Origin of the sequence: Microcoleus sp. Pol11C2, from assembly GCF_036701505.1 — a bacterium.
Lineage (GTDB): Bacteria > Cyanobacteriota > Cyanobacteriia > Cyanobacteriales > Microcoleaceae > Microcoleus.
Genome location: NZ_JAUBQX010000038.1, coordinates 42,978 through 62,971, shown reverse-complemented (window position 1 = coordinate 62,971; position 19,994 = coordinate 42,978). Strand labels below are relative to the sequence as shown.

The window sequence follows — 19,994 nt, the reverse complement described above, 5'->3', positions numbered from 1 at the left end:
TTCATTTTTTTTGTCATAATCAAGTATTGCATATAATTGTACCGTACTCATGATAATGATTTAGGATTGCTATATGTTCAATGATTTGTAGTTCCTGTCCTGATATATCTACTTTGTGGTGAAAACGCGCCATGCAATGAAAGCTGTAAAGGCTAGATAACCAAACACGGTTATCCAATCTAGCCAATTATCGGAAGTTATCAAAAAAATATCGTTCATGGGTATCATTCACGTGATTATTACTTACCGCAGTTACTGACTAAATTTTACACGATCGCGCTTAAGTGCGATCGAAAATATTGTCGATACAGTTCGCACCTCGGCACGCACTCGTTCCCCTGCAATCTCACCAACCCCAAACTATCTAATTTAAACGCCTGCATCGCCTTTAATTGCACCGGAGAGTCCGCAGCCACAATCTCTCTCATCCCCTGCGCCAACTCTGGATATTCTTCCAAATTCCACAACTGCCGGCGCAAATGGTCGCTGTAAATTCCCGCATCGGCGAGCGCAGTTTCTTTTAATTCATCGAGTGTCACACCCGATCGCGAAATGTGATATAATGCAACTCGCACTAAATACGGATGTCCGCCGACAATTGCTGTCAATTTTTCAACTTCTGCATCCGACCAATTCAAGTTGTGGCGCGCTGCTAAATCTTGTATTTGCTGATGGTTGAATTCCGGTAAATCTACAGGCAGTCCGACGTTGAAAGGCGATTGATTGATGTTCATCGGGATGTAAACTTCGGTGGAGTGAACTACAATTAATCGCAGTTTTTTCCAGATGTCCCGCCGCTTCGATTCTTCGTGCCACGCCCGCAGCAGTCCTAAAAAGTCTTCGGCAATGTCGGGATATTGGAAAACGCGATCGATCTCGTCTAATCCTAAAATTAAAGGACTGTCTATTTGTGGCAAAATGTATTTCTCAAAGTAATCTTTGCAGTTGACTTTGCTGCCAAAAATGTCATCCCAATAATCGTCTAATTGATTGGGTAAGTGCAACTCGCGCCCGACGTAAGCGCAAAACCACTTTAAGAATTTATCTAAGTTGGCAAATACGGCTTTATCTACTAATTGAAAAGTTAGTGGCACGGTGCAATAGCCTTGACGAGCTCCGTGATGCAAAATTCTTGCCATCAACGAAGTTTTGCCCATTTGTCTTGGTGCTTTAATTCTAATTAAGGCGCTGGGCTGCACAATAGTTTGATAGCAGCGTTCTTCAATGGGCGGGCGTTCTACATAAAATTGAGAAGCGACATCGACTTGTCCTCCCGGTAATTCTGGTTCGGCGGCGGGTAGAGGTATTTCGTCGCTGCTAATTTCTAATAGTTGTTGTTGTGTTAAATCTTCCGTTTCCTCTGTGACTGGTGCCGGAGTTTCTGCTAGCAAGTTCAGAACTTCTTCGATAATAATTGGAGTGTCGGCGGTGGTTTTCCATTCCCTCTGTTTGATGCGGTACAGATAGCCCCGCAAGTCGTGATTTAGAGGCGAGTTGAGGGGAAAACCGACGCGGATGGGGAGAATTATTGGTTTTTTGTCTGGGCGGGAGTCTTGCAGTTCTTTTGCTTGCTGAACTTGATATGTTAGTAGTTCGCTTTGGTTTTCCGTTGGCGGCAACAGTAGCAGCAAATAATCGCATTCTTGGAGGAATAAATTAATGCGCTCAAACCAATTATCTCCCAATCTAATGTTATTTTCGGCTGTGAAAACTGTATGACCGATCGCACTTAATGCCGTTTCTAACTGTTTTCCTAACTCGCGATCGGGTTCGGCGCTGCGATAACTGACAAATACTTTAACAATTCTGCTGCTGGCTGTATCTTCCGCGGCCGACGAATTGTCCAGCTCGTCTAAATTTGTCGGTTCCTCCAGTTTAGCCGATCGGTGGTCGCTAGCAGCCAGAGTCATTTCAAAAGCCGCGAACAACTGTCGAATTTTACTCAAATCCGCACCTTCTCTACCCTGCTTAATTTTGCTGACTGTATCGGCACCAACGCCAGATTCAGCCTCGATTTCAGTCAGAGTACCTCTAATATTATTTCGGTCAGACCATTCTTGGAGCGCCTCGTTAAGTTTCTTTAAGCCAGAGGCAGTGAGAATGCGACCGCGATCGCGTTTTGACTTGAGCACTTCGCTTGCAGTGAAAGGGGAACGAATCTAGAAATTTTAACGCCTTAAGTTCCTATTTTGGGCGATTTTAAGGAAGATAATCAGCCAGCCGGAATTTAAGGGATTTTACTTGGAGAGGTTTTTAGGGCGATCGACTCCTCAAACTCTGTCCTGATAACGGCTTCAACAGTTGAATATATTTGAGGAGAAAAAGTTTTTCTTAAGTCCCCAATCTCCGCCGCTAATGACCATTGAACTTTTTAGAGTAGATACACCAAGCAAAAAGGGAGCAGCCAAATGAGCAAAATCTTACACAGACTGGCAATGGCCGCTTTGGGAACCGCCGCCATTTTCACAATTAATACACTTAATAATTTAACAGAAGCATCAGCCGCTGGTAAATTTGACCAACCAGAAATTTATCAAAACACAGTTTTTCCACTTGGCGTACCGGGTCAGTTGCATAAATAGGCAAATTCATTCATTTAATTAAGGAGAAATTATGAAGTCTACACTGTGTTCGCCACAACCTATAGCTACCAAATCTGACTCGGTTGACGCTGAGGCGATCGATGCCTGCACTGCACTTGCGTGGGTTGAATTGGTAGCATTAGATGCCAGCGCTCTCACGGGGGATGATTGGCTGGCTTTGTGCGATGATATAGATAGCGGGGAAATCTACCGCTGCTGGTTTTTGTGGTGCGATCGCGAAGTTAGCGGTAATTGGGAAGCTTACGATCCTTTGAGTGATCGCCGATTTGTTGCTAAAGGAAAAGTGTTTCTCAAAGCCGCGATCGACTCCCTTGAAGATGCTAGAAATCGGGAAGTCGCCTAAGTTGAATTCATCGAAGGCGAATAAAATTTGCGCCTACAAAACAAGAATTCTGCCAAGAGAATCCGCCACTGTACAAAGTTTTGTCCGCCTGCGCGAGACTGGAAGAAAAAGGGGTAATAGAACCGGATTTGAGATCAGTCCCGGAAACGGAATACTCTCAAAGAAAATAAAAAAAATACGGCTGCGGGCAAGAGTTGACTGTATGATGCTAGGTGCTTCGTCTCGAAAGCGGTTGATAACGTTTTTCCAGCCGCTTTCTCGCTGCCGCCGTTCAACTCTTTCTCTTCAAACATGACTCTAAAACTGCGATGGCTGTTACCGGCCGCCCTTAGTCTTTTCTCGATCGCCCTGCCCGCAAAAGCTTATACACTAACATCTTGGCACTTCGATCCCAGGGGCAACCAACTCAATTTAACCACAGATTCAGGAGTTCAGCCGGAAGTTAAACTAATTGCTAATCCCACCCGCTTAGTAATTGATTTACCGGGAATAGTCTTGGAGTATCCCGAAAGTCCTCAAAGCTACAACTCAGCTATTCAAGAAATTAGAGTCGGGCAGTTTGACACCGGAACAACCAGGTTAGTGATACAATTAACTCCTGGTTATAAGTTAGACCCGCAAAAAGTCCGAGTCATTAGAGAATCTGCCACGCGCTGGTCATTTCAGTTGCCAAATCCCGAGCAAATAGCGGGGAACGAGTCTTTTATCCCAACAGCTATTACCAGCGTAGAACAAGCAGCAGGTCAAGTTACGCCCACTATTTTGCCGGGACATCAGAGAAACTCTTCCACTGATTTGGTGATGTCCACAGGCTCGGAAATGACCGCAATTAAGCCTCAAATTGAAAGTGCGATCGAACAGTATAGATCCCTGAGCGCCGGAATGTTTTTTCTGGATTTAGATACAGGAAACTATTTGGATATCAAGGGCGATCGAGTATTTCCGGCCGCCAGTACCATCAAACTACCTATTCTGATTGCTTTTTATCAAGATGTAGACGCAGGCAAAGTTAGCCTAGACGAAACATTAGTTATGAAGTCCGACTTAGTTGCCAGCGGTTCTGGAACTATGCAAGACAGACCAAATGGCACTCGGTTTAGCATCAGAGAAACCGTAGATAAAATGATTACCATCAGCGACAATACAGCCACCAACATGATTATTGAACGTTTGGGGGGAATTGCTAAACTCAACGAGCGTTTTCGGAGTTGGGGATTAACTGATACGAGAATTCGCAATTGGTTGGGAGATTTTCAAGGAACAAATACCACAAGTTCTGTGGATATGGTAAAGCTGCTGGCGATGCTATCTCGCGATAAATTAGTTTCTGAATCTAGTCGGGAACAAGCATTAGAATTACTGCGGCACACAACAACTAGAACGCTTTTGCCTTCCGGTTTGGGCCCGGGAGCAGTTATTGCTGATAAAACCGGAGATATCGGCTTTGTGGTTGGCGATGCGGGAATTATTGATATGCCCAACGGCAAGCGTTATTTAGCGGCAATCTTTGTCAAACGTCCTTACAATGACCCGATTGTGAGAGACTTTGTGCGCCGGATTTCGCGGATTGTTTACAATTATTTAGACCAACCTGCGGCGAGAGTACCGGATAATTTGCGTTGATCAGACAATTCGGCGATTGAAATCGCTACTAAACAAACAAAGTCCGCCTTCGCGGACTTGAAGAGAAGATTTTTAATGAGTAATGACTATTCTTGGCGCTCGATGGCTACCGTCACATGAGCCACAACTGCTCCCACTGTAGCAAGTACAGCAGCAATTGGAAAGACTACTGAACCTGCAACGCCGCCTACTAATCCCGCCATCAGCGGAATGTCTGCCAAAGTCCGCCCTTGCGAGTTTTTGATGACGAGGCGGCGGAGTTTTCCTTGCTGAATTAGTTCTTTGACTTTACCAATTAAACTGTCGGCGCTAATCTTAAATTCTTCCACTCTAACTTTTTCCTCTGTTGCAAATTCTGAGGCGAATACATGAGTTTCAACTGTTGGGTTGGCTGAATTTCCGGCCGCTGCTGTTTCGTCTTGTAGAATTGTTACTTGTTGTTCTAGTTGTGAGTTCATTTTGTGTAAGGGCGGGTGAAAACCAGCCGTTTAATTTCTATACCCTTATCTTCGGCGATCGCACTTGGGAATGACAGGCAAGGAAACCCTACAATCTGCATTCGTACTTTCCACCCCCGCCTTTTTACTCAAAACATTATTTTTGTGGCGTTAGATCAGGGCGGTTTTATCTCTTCCGAAAGGTAGAGAAGATATTGTTGAAACAACCCGTCTCTAGATACAAGTAAGGTGCGTACAGTTAGCCCCCGTCTTGGTGGCTGCTGTTTTGAATTTTTTGTTGAAACTTTGCATGAGGACGTGCAGTTAAATATTGCCAATTCTCTATTTCCGGTGTACTTTGCAGCGATTGAACGATCGCACTTAGCACGGCAAGACGATCGCCGACTGAGAGTTTGCAGGCTTTTTATTTAAGCTGTTGCAGGCACATAAAAAAATACTCCAACAAAGGTTGGGATTTGAATTATAGTACATTGGAAAGCACGGGCGATCGAGTCAAGAGAAATCCGACAGCGACAACTTGTGTTTAAGCTGTCGAGCTGCACATCTTCCGATCGAGCATACTCGATAGAGATACTTGTGAGCTATCGCTTTACTTCTGTGTATTGTGTTTGTTTTACGGTAAGATATTGGACGATCGCTACTCGGATGGTGGAGGTACGATTTCAATACCGTACTTGGGAGCAGTAGTAAGAATTTTGTCAATGTCTTCAGGACTCAAGGATGCTCCCAGGGTAATCTCACCATTCACGGCCTTTCCAACTTCGGCAATAAATTTCTCAAAGCCAGCAGGAGTGACCCAAATCAGCAGTTTAGCGGGTGTAGCGGTCGTATTCGTAAATCGGTGAAGCTGGCCTTTCGGTGAATGAAGAAAGGTTCCAGCCGTCGCCACGAAAGTACGATCGTCTAGCTGGAATTCAATCTCTCCGTCTTGAACATAAAATGATTCATTTTCTCGGTTGTGCCTATGGGTCGGCGTACCCCCACCAGGTGCAACAATTACCTCACAAATTGCATAAGCTTGACCTGTTTCTTCACCAACTGCTTTGAAGGTATAGAGGTCTTGACCAAAGTAGTAAGAACTGCCTTGACCGGGTTCAATAAAAAGTCCGTTTTGATGAATAGTCATTGGTTAATTGGTAAAGCGAAGTGTTAGGTGGCTGGCGATGTATTTTTAGGGAACCTTCTTCACGAAGTCAGAGTTTTCTCAATACGGCGATCGGGGATAAGCCACATGATTGCAACTAAAACATACAGCATGAAAGCCAACCATGAGTTCACAAAGGAAAGCAGGATTGCTACGCCATAAATCACCACTGATACCTTACCCTTAAAGTCTCGCCCCAGTGCAATTGCCAGAGTGGAATCTTTACCGTGATGAGAAATAAGAGCACGAGTAAGAATGAAGTAAGCGATCGCAGCCAACAACAGCACAGTGCCATAAAGCGCAACTGGCCAGGCCGCGAAGTGGTTCTCGCCTGTCCAGGCAGTGACAAAGGGAATGAGTGACAACCAGAACAGCAGATGCAGATTAGCCCACAAAACATTACCATTGACGTGCCGAGCCGCCTGTAACAAGTGATGGTGGTTGTTCCAGTAGATACCAAGATAAATAAAACTGAGTACATAGCTCATAAATACTGGAACTAGCGGACGCAGCGCAGCTAAATCAGCTTCATGGGGCACTTTCAATTCCAGCACCATAATGGTGATGAGAATCGCGATTACACCATCGCTGAATGCTTCTAACCTGCCTTTACCCATTTTTGTAGATCCTCCTTTTTTGCTAGCGCGGTCGATCGCTCCTAATTCCAAAAATAACTTAGCATAAGGTCGGTTGCAGTGCTGTGTGATACCCCGATCGGCTATCGCTTGCACTTATCAACAAAGCCAACGATTTTGCTTGCCTAATCTCCGCTGAAAACAGATAACCTTAACGGACTTTTCGCTGATCTGTTTAAGCAGTCGATCGGCACGACTTCTTATCAATACCCGATCGCGCAACGGGTAAAACGGGAGAAGCAGTTGTTGAAATAAAAAGAGCGATCGATTAAGGAAGCGCGATCGCGGCTATTTGACATAAATAGTTTGAGCCGTAGAGAGAATTTCTTGACGGCGAATCCAGTTGGAACTGCGCTCGATCGCCCGTTTACTGATTAGATCGACTGGTCTACTTAGCACTGCTTCGAGTTCTTCCTGCATTTGAGCGCGATCGAGTAGACCCCAGTTGGCTGTGGGGGCAAAAGCAACTAGGATATCGATGTCGCTGTCTGCATGAAAGTCGTCACGAAGGATGGAACCAAAGAGGGAGAGTTCGATGATTTGCCACTGTTGGCAGAATTTGGTGATTTGCTCAATTGACAGGGCGATCGGGGTTTTCATTCAGCCTCCTCAATCTTTCTCTAGAGCCATTTCAGCAAATAGTTTCGGTAATTTACAGGTATGACACCGAGAACTTATAGAGCGAATTGAGCGATCGGGCTTTTGTACAGTACGATCGCGTGGCTCGATCGCAGAGCGCGATGGTGAGCAATGCTGCGGCCGCTGGGTGGTCAAAAGTTGTCATAAAACTTCTTGCAATTGCAAATCCGGTTTGAATACTCCTTTTATCTATTGGTCTTGGAAGACTAACTTTGTTTGTTTAGTCGCGATTTAAATCTCATAATTATCGAGGGGAAACAACCCGGATATGATTTATTTACCGCCTAGCAGCTTTTTAGCACCTTGTGTTAGTGTATTTTTAAGCATGGTTTGGCGCTTTATGCACTCTAAATAATTTCCCAATGTGGGTATCTGATTCTTGAATCTCATGTTACTAATAAAACTGTGTTTTTGCGGTTCATTGTGAGTTGCTCCGGCGGCGACTGTGTTGTGAATTAGAAGTTAAACGGCTCCATGCGATCGTCAGAATCTAATTTAGAGTTTTGTACGGAATAATGTAAGAGAGCGGTGTATATAATTGTAAGAGTAGTTCAATAACTACTGAGAACGCACGAAAAAGCAGTCAGATATTACTCCGGCAGCAGATGCTGTATCAACAGCTTTGAATCCGTCTGTTTTTTTTACTACCTAAATTGCCTTGCAACGACTGAGACGCTACTTAATCAAGTAGAGCGTCATCTAAGTAACACTTATTTTGGGAATAACACAATTTTATGAACGCAGTAATGCAGATTTTCGTCCACATTAGAGGGGGATTTTCTCCTGTTATGAGTTCTGTACTTGCGGTTGTCAAAAATTTTCGACTTGGGATAATTTTGGCTTTAGCGTGTCTTGCTTGTATTTTGAGTTATGTTCCTGCTGTTTCGCAAACTTCGCCAACTCAGTTACCTAATCCCCTCAAACTCGGAGTTAGGACTTCTGCTTACGAAATCGGCAATAATGTAAGTATAAATCGAGCGGGTGGTTTCTGTGGTACTTTTGGCGAGGAGTTAAAGAAGGAGTTAGCTAATAATGGTAAACAAATTGAAGTTGAATATCATGAAATTAAGAATGACGGTAGCGGTTACAAATACCCAAGATATCATGGCTTGAAGACAGATAATCTGCCAGAAAAAATTCATATTGAATGTGGTCCAAATTCAAGCTCATCTCAGAATCTGGAAACTGCTAAAGGCATTACTTTTTCCAAGCCTTTCTATCAAACAGGGGTCAAACTTCTATTACCACAGAAATTGGCTTCTGATTTAGATGATGGTCATCAGAAGGTGAGAAATATTAAAGTTGGTGTTGTTAAAGAAACCACAACATCACTCTTGTTGGGAGGTATTGTGGATAATATTGAGGAATATGACACGAGGGATGAAGCTTTAGATGCTCTTGATGTTAAAACAATAGAGGCATTTGCTAGCGATGCGCTTATTTTGCAGACTATCCTCGAGCGGGGAACTCCCTCTAAACACCCATACATCCAAAAAGGATTCACTCTTTTCAAAAAAGACGGTTACTTAACAGACTCAAGAGAAGAATATGTTATGGCAGTTGAGGCTAAGGAAAAATCGACATTCTCCAATGAACTAATTGACTCGATAAATCGGACATTGAAGCGAGATGAAATATCTCAAGCTAAACAAAAATTAAAGCAGATTGAAAATCCTATAATCTTTCCACATACTCAACATACTAAACCTCCTGAAGATACTAAACCTACTCCAGATATACCACTATGGTTGCAGTGGTTGGTGGCCATATTTACTGAACTATTGGGTGGATTTATTACACTATGGAGTACAATAATCAGAAGGCAAAAGAAAAAAGTTTTTTTGATGCGGTTGGGTTGGGGATTGTGTGTATTAGGAGGAGTTATAATCATATCTATAATCATATAGCATATTTCAGGTATGTGAAGTCCGCACCATCGGTAGGGACACGCCAGTGCCTAGTCCCTACAGGCTATTGAATGTACCGAAGATCCCTGCAATCTGCTGTAATTGCGATTCGGCAATAAAAAAATATTTAACTCTATGCGCGTTAGACTGTGAGTAAAGACTAATGAAATAGAATTGCTACATACAAGTGCAACCGGACTCGATCGAACTTGCGTTAAACTAAGTCAGGTAAATGACTTTCTATACTCATGACTATTTTTACTCTACGATCGATCAAAAAAGACTTCGGCATCAAGGAACTCTTGACAGATGCCAGTTTCAGCCTGGATGAAGGCGATAAAGTCGGACTCATCGGCACCAACGGTTCCGGGAAATCAACCCTACTGAAAATGATTGCAGGCTTGGAGTCGATCGACTCTGGCGATCGCTGGGTCAATCCAGGCTCTAAAATTGTTTATCTCCCCCAACAGCCGGATTTAGACGAAAATCACACTGTCTTAGAGCAAGTATTTGCCGACAGTGGCGAACAAATGGCTTTAGTGCGCGAATACGAGGAAATTTCCGCTCAACTGTCCCACGGCAAAGGCGATACCGACAAGTTGATGGCGCGTCTGTCTGCGGTGTCTGAACGCATTGATGAGGTGGATGCGTGGGACTTGGAAACTAAAGCTAAACTGATTTTGACTAAGTTGGGAATTCAAAATTTTGATGCGAAAATTGCCGATTTGTCCGGTGGCTACCGCAAGCGAATTGCCTTAGCAACGGCTTTGTTGTCCGAGCCCGATGTGTTGCTGATGGATGAACCGACAAACCACTTGGATGCGCTGTCTGTGGAGTGGTTGCAGAACTATTTGAACGGCTATCGCGGTGCTTTGCTGCTGATTACCCACGATCGCTATTTTCTCGATCGCGTCACCAATCGCATCCTGGAGATCGATCGCGGCGACCTTTACAATTATGCTGGCAATTACGCTTATTACTTGGAGAAAAAAGCCCTAGCTGAAGAATCCGCCGCCAGCAGTGTTCGCAAACACGCGGGTGTATTGCGGCGCGAATTGGAATGGCTCAAACGCGGGCCGAAAGCGCGGAGTACCAAGCAAAAAGCTCGGATCGATCGCATTAAAGATATGCGAGCCCAGGAGTTCAAAACAGCCAACGGCAAAGTCGAAATTGCCACAGCGGGCCGCCGGATTGGTAAGAAGGTGATTGAGTTATTGAATATCTGTAAAGCCTATGGCGATCGCACTTTAATTAAAGATTTTACCTACAATTTCACACCCGAAGACCGGATTGGAATTATTGGTAGCAACGGTGCGGGAAAATCGACGCTGATGGATATCATCACCGGACGCATTCAGCCGGATTCGGGTACAGTCGAAATTGGCACAACCATTCATATCGGTTATTTTGACCAGCATTCAGAGGATTTGACGCCGAACGAAGACCAGCGAGTTATTGAATACTTGAAAAGTGTAGCCGAGTTGGTGCAAACGGCGGATGGGGAAATCATTACCGCTTCTCAAATGTTGGAAAAGTTTCTGTTTCCGCCGAACCAACAGTATGCACCGATTAACAAACTTTCGGGCGGGGAAAAGCGCCGATTATTTCTGTTGAAAGTGCTGATGAGTGCCCCGAACGTGCTGATTTTGGACGAACCGACAAACGACCTGGACGTGCAGACTTTGGCGGTTTTGGAGGATTATCTCGAAGATTTTAACGGCTGCGTGATTGTGGTGTCCCACGATCGCTATTTTCTCGATCGCACGATCGACATGGTTTTCGCCTTGGAACCGGGCGGCAACTTGCGTTTGTATCCAGGCAATTATTCCGTGTATTTAGATTACAAAAAAGCGGAAGAAGCAAAGGAACTCAAAGGGCAAAAAGAAAAAGAAAAACTTACACGCACGGCTGAATCTAATAATTCCAAATCCCAAAGCTCGACTCAAAAATCTACCAAAGTCTCCTTCAATGATAAGCGGGAATACGAACAATTAGAAAGTCAAATTCCGAAGATGGAAGCTGAGAAACAAGAGATTGAGAAGAGGTTGTCTAACAATGCTCCGAGCGGATTTGCGGAGGTAAAGAAGTTATCGGATCGTTTAGCTCAGTTGACGCAGCAGATCGATCATGCGACTGAGCGCTGGTTGGAGTTAGCCGAACGGGTTGGTTAATTTGTGGTGAGTGCGATACCAACCTTCCCACTCACCGGACACAGACTTTCAAGATTGCTGTGGGTAGTGCCAAACCGCTCATTTTTTGGATAGAGCCTTATACCAGTTGGTAAAGGTCGGCAGATGGGTACGGCACAAGTTTTCTATGTCAATTTCCCCCTCGTAACTCAAGCTCACAAACGGTGGAAACATTGACAGTGCGCCCTTTAGCTTGGCGGCATCGGGTGTACCTGATTTCCTGACTTCAATGTAGATATTCTGCAAAAACTGAAGTAATTCATCAGGATACTGAGTGCTAGTTTGCAGTTTCCCCACTTGCTCTACAAGTTCTGCAACCACGATTTTCGCCTCTGGTTCAGTAATTTCTACCTGGGTTGCTCGTGTCGCTAGAAGCTGCCAGTATTCTTCCTCAAAGGGACGCATCTGCTTACGTAGCTCTTTAATCCCCAGCTCTATGCGAGTTTTTTCCTCGAAGGAGGCTAAAATTTTAGCCTTTTCTCTACCTGCTATGTCCTGGCGGAGGAGTTCCAGATTCTCTTCAACTGCACGAAAACGATCGTTTGACATTTTATTAGACTCCATATTGGCCTTAATATACTGACTACATTCTGATTCAGTTGGTGGGACTGAACTGATTATAGGTCGTGTTTTTGTCTCAGCGCGCACTTCAGACTGACGTGCATCTGCTGGTTTTGCTTCAACCTGAATTGTTTTGGCTGCGGGCTTAATTCCAAAGATATCTAGCCAATCCTCAGTAGAAAGCGCATTCTCAATTGCTTCTACTGCTAGCTCATCAACGGTGGTTTCAACCAGTAAACGTTTTTCAACAAGTTTTTCCTTAATCCGCTTTTCAACTGTACTGTTCATCCAAAAGCTGTAGACGGTTACACTATATTTCTGACCAATTCGATGAGTTCGATCCTCTGCCTGCTGCATTGTCGCTGGATTCCACCAGTGATCGAAATGAATCACATAAGTTGCTTCAGTCAGATTTATGCCAGAACCAGCAGTCTGTATTGTTGCTAAAAATACTGTAATATCTGGATTACTACGAAAATCACCTACTGCTTGATCTCTCTGTTGGTTGGAAACTTCACCTGTGTACACAACATATTGGATTTCTCTTCGATCCAGTAACTTGGCAATTTTATCCGTCCCTTCTTTCCTGTACTGTGAGAAAATTAAAACTTTCTTTTTGTTAGCAGCAATCGTTTCCACATATTCCAGCAATAATTCTGTTTTTGGACTCTCCCCTCGCTCTTTTGCAAAATTACAAATCTGCTTCAATTCACCCAGCAATGCAAAAATATGTTGTCGAACCTGAATGGTTTGTTCTACACCTAGAGATGTCTCAATTTTTCGCCTACCTGCCTGTAAGGCTCGATCATACTCGGCTTTCTGATGTTTATCCAGATCCAGCCAATCTTCCTGCCGTACCTTATCTGGAAGCTCTTGCAAAACATCCTGCTTCAATCGACGCAGCATATAGGGAGCGATAGCTTCTTTCACAGCTTCAGGAGAATCCTTAACACCACCTCTGAATGTGCCGGGACGGATAAAAGCAAATAGTGATTTCACATCATCCAGGCTATTTTCGAGCGGTGTACCTGTCAGGGCCCAACGATATTCAGACTGTAAATAACGAACAGCTTGCGAAGTCTTAGTATCTCTATTTTTGATTTTCTGTGCCTCATCCAAGATGATACAATCAAACTTGTTACAATCAGTTAAAACTTGATTACGTATATCTGTACGCAGCGTGTCATAAGTTGTAATGTAAACATGAAATTGCCGTTGCCATGCGAGCTTTCGTTGCTTTTGGTTGCCACCACGAATAACTGCGACTTCCAGTTCAGAAGCCCAATGATAAAAGTGTCCGTTCCATCCCTCAGAACTACCTGTTTTAATACTTAAGTCAATGCTACCGATAACCGAAGGTGGGCACACGATTAATGCCGAGCTAATCTTTCCTTCACGAAACAGTAAGCGTAGGGCATTCAGTGCCTGAACGGTTTTACCAGTGCCCATTTCGTCTGCCAACAAAGCTGATGGCTGATCTACAAGCCAACTAATCCCCTGTTGCTGATATCCGCGCAGTTCATGATAAAAATCTAACTTCTTCGGAAACTCTAGCGATAGCGGAGGTAATAAAATAGGCTGCAAAAGATCCCATTGACTTGGCGAATGGGTGGGGATTTTGTCTTTATTTTGTTGCTTTTTATCTTGCTCAAAATAATGCCCAAAAATCTCAGGAACATTCAATGAAAAAAACAAATTTTTGGATATTTGAGAGGCAAAAAAATTAACTTTTTCGTACTTGAAGGTTCTAGTGGGAGTAAATGGCTCGACATAGTTCTCCGAACACATAACTCCTTGAATGAACCAGTCAGTGCAATCGAATACTGCTGGCTGCGGAATGTTGATCGCAGAAATACTCAAATTTTCAGGAATAGGCAGGGATGCCTGAATTTGGTAAATTTCTGGTACTTTGAGCAGGAGATTACCCGATGGTCTGCTCCTTGCCATGACTAAGCAGAGGTTATCAGAAGTCAATAGGGCTGGAAACTGAAAACTCTGCTGATAAACAACAGCGGGTTCTATCCTCCAAACCGAAATTAAGTAGAGGTCTGGATATCTAACACCTGATGTAGCGCGAGTAAGCTGCTTTGCAATTTCTTTAATCAGGAACATAGGTGTTAGTTATTGCCCTCGTTACGACTATTAAAGTCGGCACAGGCTTTTTCAAGACGATTGAATGGCTCCATTAAGTCCCTATTTAAAAAAATTGGCTGCAACTGATGTGAAATCTCTTCCAACTTTGGCTCAAATTGACTCAAAGTACAAATTTTAACTGGAGGACGACCAGAATCTTCAGGATTGAGTGGTTTAGTAGAAGCGCCTCTCTTAAGAAGAGCCTCATCTTCTTTCAGCATGAGAACCGTCGGAATTTCTTGCTTAGTATTAATTTCTAGAAACAAGATATCTCGGACAATAATCAGGTTAGGCTTTTGCTGGAGAACACTCAGAAGAGGTAACCCAATCAGTTCTACAGAAATATGCTCATTTAAAAGCTCACCGTAGAGTATCTCCTGGAATTTTTGTGGACGAACAGGCCCGGTTACTCGAAACTCTAGAGGTTTCGTTTCTGTATCAGTTATCAAAATCGCTCCACGGATAGCCGCACCCTCTTCAAAGCGATATATTCCCAGGAAACCGATAGTCAAAAATTCCATAGCAATTCAAATCTAGACACCAAAAACCAGATAGGCATATCAGGAGATATATAGCCTGCACAATTATTATACAAAATTTTTCTATGCTGTACAATAAAAATTATTTCAGCATCCCTACTGGAGTAGTTGGACATAGACATCATCCTGAGTATTTTTTCAGACTGCATCTAGAGATGATTGACTTGCTTCAAACCCAAACCCAGTTTCATCATACTTTACCATACTGTCTTGCCAGGGGTGGTGAATTGAAGTAACCTAGCATTTAGCGCCCTACAACTCTACTTCCAGAAACTTAAAATACGTTATTTCCATTTAGGCTTCATAGGCTTCTACTCACTATAAAATTTGTAAGATTTGCCACTTATGGTCGAAAAAAATGTATTATTAGCAGATTAAATTAAGTTATTTTTATCATTATTAAGCCATTAATAGAGGGGTCACGTCCCTTTTAAAATTTTGTATAGCTAGATTGCAAAACTAGACAGGTAGGCGCTCCCACTTGTGTTTGAATCAGCCAATTAATTTGGTGAGATGTGCGCTCCATTCCTACCATAATACATCTTTAAAATGCGGTATTTTCCCGAAAGTTCGAGCGCATCAGCATCTCCCTATATAATTTTATATGATCAAACATAATGAATAAATTTTTATATGTATTTAAAAATTAAATTTTGCAAGATCAAAAATATAAAAAAATTAGTAGGAGAGATTCTTATTTAACAGAGGATTTTGTAGCTTTTGACTACTTATTACCTAAGTGTGATGAAGCTATGGTACTATTAAAGTTATAAAATGGGTCGCTTGTTATTACTGTCAAGCAAACTGACCAACAAACTTAAGACCGATAAAAGTCTGAAATCCTTGTCAAAGCTGCAAGGCGATCGGAAACAGCGACAAAAAACCCGCTTTTTTGCGAGAGCCTCAAGTAAAGCTGTATGTCAAAAACTGTGAAGGCCCGGAGGGTAGGGTTGACAAAAGCAGTAGAATATGCACTAAAAGTAAGGGTAAGGAAATAAGACTGGCAGCAGAAAGCAGGGGCGAAAAGGCCCAAAACAGGTAAAACAAAAGTCGATCGGGTAAAGTAAGTTGGCAGAGGACTAAAAATATGGTGATGGGTGAGATACAATTGACCTGTTGTTAACCAAGAATTGGTCAACATCACAAGTATCCTGTAGAAGTCGGAAGTTGAGAATCTCAGGGTTGTCGAGGAGCGGGAGCAAACAGAAAACTATGCCTCAAAAAGTAATCGCCAAACAGATGTCTTTGGAATCAGCGTCAGATCCGATCGCCGTGGTTGCGACTGTCGAAACAGTGCCAGCCGAAGCAGTCGCAGTAGAGTCCTACGCCGATCAGTTGATGGACGAACTGTTTGAAGGAGTCGATCAAGCATTCGACGGTAGTGGCGGACTGCCATCCGAGCCCGTGCAGCCAGAATTCGTGGCGCTCAAGTCGATCTCGGTACCTCAAATAGTTTTGTCGCAGTTGGCACCCCCCCAGCCCCAGCGGGACGAAAAAGACGTAGAAGCGATCGCCCGCCAAGTCGCCCTAGAAACAGCCAAAAAACAGCAGTCCAAACAATCATTCGACAGAATCCTGCTGGGAGCAGCATTTGGGTCGCTGCTGCTAGTCATGGGGTTATGGCTCGCAAGCAGGTCGGGACTCGTGCGCTTGCCCGCCGCCCCGGCACCAGAGACACCCGCAGCAAGTGGCAAAACAGCACCAGATACTCCGTTTGTCGAATATGTGCAGCGATCCCTAGAAGCGATCGAACAAAAAAAAGCACCCCAAGCTAACCCTCAACTTGCAGGAGTTCCCGGAGCCCCCACCCCAGGGACGCTGCCGAGCATTCCAATTTCCGGTGCGCCGCCGGCAACAGCAGGTCTTTCGACAGCAGTCAACCGCATTGCTAATGCCCTCGAACAAGCTGCCTCGCAGCCGGGAGCACCAGCACCCCAAGTCGTAGTCATCCCTCCCCCCGCTCAAGTGACTGTGGCTCCGGCTGCTCCGGTAGCTGCGGCTCCGGCTGCTCCGGCTGCTCCTCAAACGGCTGCAGTTTCCCCCTCGCCGTCGGCTCCAGCCTCAGGTCGTGCGATCGCCGCTGCGGGAACTAGAGATCCCCTCGCCGCTTCCGCTTCCCCCTCGGAGTCTCCCGAACCGAAGATTTTGGCTCGCGAAACCGAACCGGCACCAGCCCCCCCAGCCCAGCAATCCGCGCCCGCGCCCGAGCAATCCGCACCGGCCGTCAGCAGCGCCCCGACTTCCGCGCATACGCTGGTAGGGATTTTGGAGTTGGGCGATCGATCGGCTGCTTTGTTTGAAGTAGACGGCGTAGCCCGCAGAATTTATGTCGGCGAAAGCATCGGCGCTAGCGGTTGGACGCTGGCAGAAATCAAAAATCAAGAAGCAGTGATTCGCAAGGGAGGAGATGTGCGATCGGTGTTTGTCGGCCAAAAGTTCTAATCAGTAATCAGTTATCAGTCATTAGTCATCAGTCATTAGTTATGAGTTAGGTCATCGGTAATCAGTAATGGGCAGCGATCGGGCTGTACCTCACGAGCAGTGAAAACAGTTATAATATAGGAACCTGCAAAACGTTCTTAATTGCTGAAACCATTGCTCTTATTGCTTATTCCTTTTATCCGTTAAATCGCTTCCCAATTCGTTACCGAACTTTCTTCTGCTATAACTAACAACTAAGGATCAATAATTGATCTCCAGTGACTAAGAACCAATGACTAATAACTAATGACAATGACTAATGACCCAGGACTAATGACTGAGGATTTATAAAAAATGGGCTTATTTGATGATTTCAGCCGATTCCTAGAAACCAGATTAGAAGAATTTTTACGCAGCAATCCCCATCTGGAATTGCAGGCAATAGAAGAACAACTGAAAGAACAAGAAGAAGACACCCTGCGGCTGATTCTCGATATCCAAAAACAAGAGAAAAAACTGCAAGCCGAAATTCTTTCCGCCGCTCAAGAAATTCAACGCTGGAACGATCGAATCAACAAAGCTAAAGCTGCTCAAAGGCTCGATTTAGCTCAAGCCGCCCAAGAGCGGCAAGCAGCTTTGCTGCGTCAGGGAAATCAGCGCTGGGGTCAAATGCAAGGCTGCAAAGAACGCATTGAAAAAGCAAAAGAACTGTACCGCCAAATTCAAGTACGGCGAAAAGAAGTCCGAGCAAAAGCTGCAGAAGCTGCTACTCGCACTACCACTAAAACAGAGCAGAATTGGGATACAAAGGGTTGGAATCAGAGTTCAAATTATAATAGTTTTAATGCGGCCGATCCTTTAGAAGAAAAGTTTCAACGCTGGGAAGCAGACGAAGAACTCGATCGAATGAAGCGGAATATAGGCCGATAGTTACGAAAGCACCCCAATCCTTTAGGGACGGGTTCACCGGGAAGTCGGATTCCTAATGCAAATATTCGTCAACCCCCCATACGCTGCGGTATGGCGATCGCTCGCTCAGACTTCATATAATTACCATCGTAAAATTATAGGGCCAATTAAAAAATCATAAAAATAATACGGGATGCGGGAAACAAGCGAGACTTTAGTCTCCAGAGGGAAGCGACACGGGGGCCTTCAGTCCCCGTGTTCTTTCTTTCTTAGTTAGCCGAATGGTGTGGCTCTTCTATATATTTTTTTGGCGTTGCTAAATACAGCTATGACTTCTAGATTTCGGAATGGCTATAAGCCAAGTAGGGTGAGTGTTTTAAGTTCCGAGAAAAGTAGATTCATGCCGTGAATCAGCAACGCCAAATTTTGGAATAGTATGCGTGAAGATTAGAGTAAAAAACACAGATTATCAATCAACAAACAGTTTTTTAATTTAAATCGCTGCGGTTATTTACAACGGTTGCTCTGCTTGAGAAGGTGGCTCTTCTGGAAGCGGAATAAACTCTGTCTCTTGAGGAACCTGAGCAAACCGTCCCTCTCTCCAATCGAGTTTAGCTTGCTCAATGCGCGAGTGCCGACTCGAAACAAAATTCCACCACTTATGCCGCTCACCAACAGGTTCACCGCCAATCACAATACAACGAGCCTTGCCTGAAGCAGAAATGTTTACTTCAGTGCCTGACTTTAGAACTGCCAACCGATGTTGTTCCAGAGGCACTCCATCGATCGCAAGCCCCTCTGTTACGCTGTAAACCGCCTGTTCGCTGTAATGGCCCGGTAAGGTAAATTCTCTTCCAGCAGTCAGTTGCACGTCCAGATAAATCATGGGTGAAAATATTTGAACTGGCGAAGTACGACCATAGGCCTCACCGGCAATTAGGGTGAACGAAACTCCTGCATCCTCCCAAACAGGCAGCTCAGAAGCCGGATGATGCCGAAACCAGGGGTCGGTTTCTTCGTATTCATCGGGAAGGGCTATCCAGGTTTGGATGCCATGCAGGATGGCTTCTTGGCTGCGATCGTCGTCAGGCGTGCGTTCGGAGTGGACAATGCCTCGCCCTGCCGTCATCCAATTCACCGCACCGGGACGGATTTCTTGAACGCTACCCACACTATCGCGATGCAGCAAAACACCTTCAAACAGGTAGGTGACGGTTGCTAAGTTGATGTGCGGATGCGGTCTGACATCCACGCCCCGGCCGGGTGGAAACACCGCAGGGCCCAGATGATCAAAAAAGATGAACGGGCCTACCAGTGCTAAAACGTCTGAGGGAAGCAAGCGGCGGGCTTGGAATCCACCCAAATCTTGAATGTGTGGCTCAATGAGATGCTGGAGGGTATCCGTCATAATGTTTATGAAGTTGCGAACGCTAATTGTCTATGTCAAAAGTGCATTATACAAAAAGCTATCCTTGTAGAGGGCGATCGCAATATCAGTGACTGGTCTAAACTTTCCCAATCGAAAGCGGTTGTAGAGTGTCGAGTTCTCAACGAGCTTTCTGCTTACGAGACGATGGAGAGTTCATCACTGACTTGAATCCGACCTTTGACCAGGGAGCGAATCAGACGATCGAGTGAGCCACGTTCTTCTTCACTGATCGACTCATCGAGGATGGCGGCCATCATGCCGTAGCGGTCAGCTTTGGTAACGCGGTGAGTATCGGTGACAGTGGCAATTAATTCGTTGATAGCGCCGGGGAGAAGATTAACTGGAGACATAGGATTGTTTTGAACTCGACACCTTAATCATCTCGTGGTTTCTTTTAAGAGCAAGTGATGGTGCCGGTTTTTTTCCGTGATAATACTGAAAATATTGGGTGAACCAAGTCC

The 19,994-nt window shown here is 44.6% G+C and carries 19 protein-coding genes; 8 read left to right on the top strand and 11 right to left on the bottom strand.

Annotation, left to right across the window (positions count from 1 at the left end; translation table 11 throughout):
* Positions 1-266: 266 nt before the first annotated feature.
* Complete coding sequence (locus tag QUA42_RS19940) at positions 267-2,132, bottom strand: AAA-like domain-containing protein (RefSeq protein ID WP_333139419.1); 1,866 nt, start codon at positions 2,130-2,132, stop codon at positions 267-269.
* Between the two features lie 276 nt (positions 2,133-2,408).
* Between QUA42_RS19940 and QUA42_RS19935 the strand changes: the two genes are divergently transcribed.
* The 3 genes from QUA42_RS19935 to QUA42_RS19925 all read left to right on the top strand — a co-directional run bounded on the left by QUA42_RS19935 (position 2,409) and on the right by QUA42_RS19925 (position 4,569).
* Complete coding sequence (locus tag QUA42_RS19935; protein ID WP_333082669.1) at positions 2,409-2,582, top strand: hypothetical protein; 174 nt, start codon at positions 2,409-2,411, stop codon at positions 2,580-2,582.
* 31 nt (positions 2,583-2,613) lie between these two features.
* Positions 2,614-2,946, top strand: coding sequence for a hypothetical protein (locus QUA42_RS19930; RefSeq protein WP_333054618.1), 333 nt, complete (start codon positions 2,614-2,616; stop codon positions 2,944-2,946).
* Between the two features lie 291 nt (positions 2,947-3,237).
* Entirely contained in the window at positions 3,238-4,569 is a 1,332-nt protein-coding gene (locus QUA42_RS19925) for a serine hydrolase (protein WP_333139417.1), read from the top strand.
* 86 nt (positions 4,570-4,655) lie between these two features.
* Here QUA42_RS19925 and QUA42_RS19920 read toward each other — a convergent pair whose 3' ends face one another.
* Positions 4,656-5,027 carry a DUF4342 domain-containing protein gene (locus tag QUA42_RS19920; RefSeq protein ID WP_333139415.1) on the bottom strand — a complete coding sequence of 124 codons (372 nt, stop codon included), beginning with the start codon at positions 5,025-5,027 and terminating at the stop codon, positions 4,656-4,658.
* Positions 5,028-5,255: 228 nt separating this feature from the next.
* Here QUA42_RS19920 and QUA42_RS19915 point away from each other — a divergent pair, with 228 nt between their 5' ends.
* Entirely contained in the window at positions 5,256-5,438 is a 183-nt protein-coding gene (locus QUA42_RS19915) for a hypothetical protein (RefSeq protein WP_333139413.1), read from the top strand.
* Between the two features lie 226 nt (positions 5,439-5,664).
* On the opposite strand, the gene QUA42_RS19910 is transcribed toward QUA42_RS19915, so the two are convergent.
* The 4 genes from QUA42_RS19910 to QUA42_RS19895 form a co-directional block, all read right to left on the bottom strand.
* Complete coding sequence (locus tag QUA42_RS19910) at positions 5,665-6,153, bottom strand: cupin domain-containing protein (RefSeq protein WP_333139411.1); 489 nt, start codon at positions 6,151-6,153, stop codon at positions 5,665-5,667.
* Positions 6,154-6,212: 59 nt separating this feature from the next.
* On the bottom strand, positions 6,213-6,788 hold the full coding sequence (locus QUA42_RS19905) for a TMEM175 family protein (protein ID WP_333139409.1): 576 nt from the start codon (positions 6,786-6,788) through the stop codon (positions 6,213-6,215).
* Between the two features lie 306 nt (positions 6,789-7,094).
* Positions 7,095-7,406 carry a nucleotidyltransferase family protein gene (locus QUA42_RS19900; protein ID WP_333139407.1) on the bottom strand — a complete coding sequence of 104 codons (312 nt, stop codon included), beginning with the start codon at positions 7,404-7,406 and terminating at the stop codon, positions 7,095-7,097.
* A gap of 52 nt (positions 7,407-7,458) precedes the next feature.
* Entirely contained in the window at positions 7,459-7,590 is a 132-nt protein-coding gene (locus tag QUA42_RS19895; RefSeq protein ID WP_333139405.1) for a hypothetical protein, read from the bottom strand.
* 589 nt (positions 7,591-8,179) lie between these two features.
* Here QUA42_RS19895 and QUA42_RS19890 point away from each other — a divergent pair.
* Complete coding sequence (locus QUA42_RS19890; RefSeq protein WP_333139404.1) at positions 8,180-9,352, top strand: transporter substrate-binding domain-containing protein; 1,173 nt, start codon at positions 8,180-8,182, stop codon at positions 9,350-9,352.
* 248 nt (positions 9,353-9,600) lie between these two features.
* Positions 9,601-11,523 (top strand): ABC-F family ATP-binding cassette domain-containing protein, encoded by a 1,923-nt coding sequence (locus tag QUA42_RS19885; RefSeq protein ID WP_333139402.1) that lies wholly within the window; start codon positions 9,601-9,603, stop codon positions 11,521-11,523.
* A 78-nt stretch (positions 11,524-11,601) separates the two neighbouring features.
* On the opposite strand, the gene QUA42_RS19880 is transcribed toward QUA42_RS19885, so the two are convergent.
* The 3 genes from QUA42_RS19880 to QUA42_RS19870 form a co-directional block, all read right to left on the bottom strand.
* Positions 11,602-14,214 carry a DEAD/DEAH box helicase gene (locus QUA42_RS19880; protein ID WP_333139400.1) on the bottom strand — a complete coding sequence of 871 codons (2,613 nt, stop codon included), beginning with the start codon at positions 14,212-14,214 and terminating at the stop codon, positions 11,602-11,604.
* Positions 14,215-14,219: 5 nt separating this feature from the next.
* Complete coding sequence (locus tag QUA42_RS19875; protein ID WP_333139398.1) at positions 14,220-14,756, bottom strand: hypothetical protein; 537 nt, start codon at positions 14,754-14,756, stop codon at positions 14,220-14,222.
* Positions 14,757-15,591: 835 nt separating this feature from the next.
* On the bottom strand, positions 15,592-15,915 hold the full coding sequence (locus QUA42_RS19870; protein WP_333139396.1) for a hypothetical protein: 324 nt from the start codon (positions 15,913-15,915) through the stop codon (positions 15,592-15,594).
* 71 nt (positions 15,916-15,986) lie between these two features.
* Here QUA42_RS19870 and QUA42_RS19865 point away from each other — a divergent pair, with 71 nt between their 5' ends.
* Both QUA42_RS19865 and QUA42_RS19860 read left to right on the top strand, forming a co-directional pair.
* On the top strand, positions 15,987-17,216 hold the full coding sequence (locus QUA42_RS19865) for a hypothetical protein (RefSeq protein ID WP_333139394.1): 1,230 nt from the start codon (positions 15,987-15,989) through the stop codon (positions 17,214-17,216).
* Between the two features lie 333 nt (positions 17,217-17,549).
* Positions 17,550-18,125 (top strand): TIGR04376 family protein, encoded by a 576-nt coding sequence (locus tag QUA42_RS19860; protein ID WP_333040388.1) that lies wholly within the window; start codon positions 17,550-17,552, stop codon positions 18,123-18,125.
* Between the two features lie 490 nt (positions 18,126-18,615).
* On the opposite strand, the gene QUA42_RS19855 is transcribed toward QUA42_RS19860, so the two are convergent.
* Together QUA42_RS19855 and QUA42_RS19850 are read right to left on the bottom strand one after the other, a co-directional pair.
* Entirely contained in the window at positions 18,616-19,512 is an 897-nt protein-coding gene (locus tag QUA42_RS19855) for a pirin family protein (RefSeq protein WP_333139392.1), read from the bottom strand.
* Between the two features lie 155 nt (positions 19,513-19,667).
* The gene (locus tag QUA42_RS19850; RefSeq protein ID WP_006631949.1) at positions 19,668-19,883 is read right to left on the bottom strand and encodes a hypothetical protein; all 216 of its coding nucleotides are present in this window, start codon (positions 19,881-19,883) and stop codon (positions 19,668-19,670) included.
* Positions 19,884-19,994: the final 111 nt, after the last annotated feature.